The organism is Paenibacillus sp. 2RAB27 (assembly GCF_052115445.1).
GTDB lineage: Bacteria > Bacillota > Bacilli > Paenibacillales > NBRC-103111 > Paenibacillus_E.
Map to the genome: position 1 here is coordinate 1 of NZ_JBFRGR010000085.1, position 2988 is coordinate 2988.

Annotated in this window: 3 protein-coding genes; all 3 read right to left on the bottom strand. The window is 39.4% G+C overall.

The window, feature by feature from the left end; all coding sequences use genetic code 11:
- Nucleotides 1–463: 463 nt before the first annotated feature.
- Entirely contained in the window at nt 464–940 is a 477-nt protein-coding gene (locus tag AB4114_RS35640; protein ID WP_441992658.1) for a GNAT family N-acetyltransferase, read from the bottom strand.
- Nucleotides 941–1049: 109 nt separating this feature from the next.
- Entirely contained in the window at nt 1050–2027 is a 978-nt protein-coding gene (locus tag AB4114_RS35645) for a phosphotransferase enzyme family protein (protein WP_441992659.1), read from the bottom strand.
- Nucleotides 2028–2221: 194 nt separating this feature from the next.
- On the bottom strand, nt 2222–2988 hold a 767-nt coding region (locus tag AB4114_RS35650), incomplete at its 5' end, for an FtsW/RodA/SpoVE family cell cycle protein (protein WP_441992660.1).

The window sequence follows — 2988 nt, forward strand, 5'->3', positions numbered from 1 at the left end:
GTATGTTCCCTTATTCTATTTATACTTACAGAATAAGGGAACATACAGCGAAAATATTTATTATTAGTGTATGTTTCTTGAATATTTCTAAATAACCTAACTTTATTTGCTCTATATTCTTCACCCAAGAAGCAACTTTGTATGAGAAAAATAAACCTGTTATTCCTAGAACACCCAAAAAAGCAGAAATAGTATTAATCATATAGAATGCTTTCTTGTTAATTTTCAAATTTAAGCCTCCATTCTCATTAATAAATGTTATAATTTCATTCTAAATTCAATATATTGGAAATTCAACGAACTTATTTTACCTTTTCTTTAAAAATATTGACCTGATTTTTTATGAAATAAAAAAAGGGCAGATTCAATTGAGCCGCCCTTTCATTTATTAAATTATAGAAGTAATGTTATTCGTTAGCGGAATGGCTCTTCCTTTGAGCTCGCTTAATGGTTTAATAGCGAATCAGAGTCGCAATACAGTTATTGATTCGTTGTTAAACACTTCACCGTTGTCACGGAAGCCAAAACTTTCATAAAGCCTTTTGGCAGCAATGTTATCGGATTTATATGGGATCCAGCAGTAATTTGCCGGACCTTCTGGAAAAGTACGGATAAACTCCAAGATTTTTTTCATGGCTTCCCGACCATAACCCCGGTTCTGGTACTGTTTGTCAATCATTAATCGCATGATGCAATAGTTGTCTTCTGCGATTGACGGTTCTTCGTATCCAGTGATTCCATAAGCCAACATTACAAAACCGACGGGCTGCTCATCCGCATAAATGACAAATGGGAATGGATGTCCCCCATTGGTTGCAAGGACATAACAAGAAGCCACGCTGGACAGATTAGACGCAACAAAGTGCCGTTGGTCCACTGAAACTTCCAAGTTAAACATGGCACGCCGGTTTTCCAGAGTGATTTTTCTGAGCGTAATCATGCAGGACTTCCCCCCATTTTGCCACTGTTATAATTAAATATTGCTGAAGCGAAGCAAGCTCCTTAATTATTGTTCTTTCGTTTTGACATCGACTGGGCTCATTCACTAATCAGAAGCTAAGGAAAATACTTTCACCGTTGAGAAACGGCGTACACCGAGTATGGCAAAACTGCGGCATCCTCTCTCGAATCCATGTATGGGCAGCATCGTTCTCCATCACAAAAGCGTAGTAGCMTAACACCGCTGAAAGCATGAAACCTTCAATAATTGAATAAACCTCCTCGTACGGTAGCACTTTACCATAATATCCTGAAACGACTTGTTCCCGATATTCTTTTGGGGTATTTAAAGCAGCCATTGCTACATCAAAAAGTAGGTAACCAAAGCCGAAGAGACAGAAATCGATAAAAGCATAACTTCCTAGCGAAGTAACAAGTATGTTACTCATGTTTAAATCCGCGTGGATGATCCCCTGCTTTAGCGTTCCAGGTTGTCCTGCCCGAAGTCGGTCAACAATGCGTGTTAGTGTTTTTTCGACTATAAGGAAATTCTCTTCTGAGAACAATTCGAGTTCGACCCCGCGTCGAATTTGTTTGAGCATCTTATCAGTTCTTCGAATACCATAATCGGGACGATCCGCAGGGACGACTTTGTCGTATGTATCGAAAAATGTGTGCAGTCTACCAACCTGAGCGCCTAGATGATATGCTGCATCAGTGCTGGACAAATCCTCTTTAGTCAAATTGCGACCTTCTATCCAGTGAAGTAGTGAGCAGCATAGTGTGCTTCCATCTAATTCAAACTCGGTTACGAGTTGTCCGTACCGATTCACTACAGGCACCGGAACCATGAGGTCCGTACGATTTGAGATTGCCACCAACAATCGCAACTCGGATTCAACCCCTTGTCTTGTATGCTGAATGCCGCCAAGATTTAATGTCAAAGGATCATGCACTCGAAGAAGATAGACGCTACCGTTTGACGAATCGATCACTTTATATGTCCGATTTTCATTGTGCCTGAGCAGTGTAGCTTCGGGACTCACGATGTCATATTGGAGCAGAAGATTTAAGATCTTATTGTCCATGATGATCCTCCGATTCTATTTTTCTTTCATTTATTGAGACAAGATTATGTATTTACATAGACAGTTGTTATCTTTTTAATATTAACACATATTGGAAAATACACATATTCAACAAATGGTTCATCTTTAAAAATAACAGCAGCATAAAAAGGTGGTAGTTTTATTCCCCACACTCTTCGCTATTGGATCGAACATTAACGTATTATGATATCTTCAACATCTATGTCATCATAAATTTTTATACTTAGAACAAAACCTATCGATACCATGTTAATCAACAGCGAGGTGCCTCCATAGCTTATAAAAGGAAGGGTGATTCCCGTAATCGGCATGATACCGATCAGCATCCCGATGTTTTCGAAAACTTGAAACAAAAACATAGCAGAAATTCCACCAATGATATAAATGCCTGTTTGGCTTCGAATGTTAAGTGCGATAGTGATCATTCGATAAATGAGAAGAAAATAAAGGAAGAGTAACGCAGATGCGCCAACAAATCCAAATTCTTCTCCCACTACAACGAATATGGAATCTGCATAGGTATATGGAACCTGACCACTCTGGACCGAAGTTCCATGCAGATAGCCATCTCCTTCTAACGAGCCTGATCCGATTGCTTTGACCGATTGTTTCATGTGATAAGTTGCTTTTTCAGAAGCTTGCTCTGGCAAAAGGACGGCATCCACCCTATCCAACCAGTACTCTTTATGTTTGGATGCCAAGAATTGCTTTACTTCCACATGGTATTCGATATAGCTCCAGAGGGAGCTTCCGATTACGACTATCATAATTACTAGGCCTATCCAGGCATGCTTGTAGTTAATATGCCCGAACCAGCAGACCACAATAAAAATAACCAAATACGCAATGGAATTACCGAGATCTGGTTGMATTAGAACTAAGAGAAAAGGAACTAATGTTATAACACCCATAGGCAGTATTTCCTTGAACAGCCTATGCG

Excerpts from the sequence above, each read along its gene's own strand:
- AB4114_RS35640 (WP_441992658.1), bottom strand. The coding sequence starts at position 940 with ATGATTACGCTCAGAAAAATCACTCTGGAAAACCGGCGTGCCATGTTT.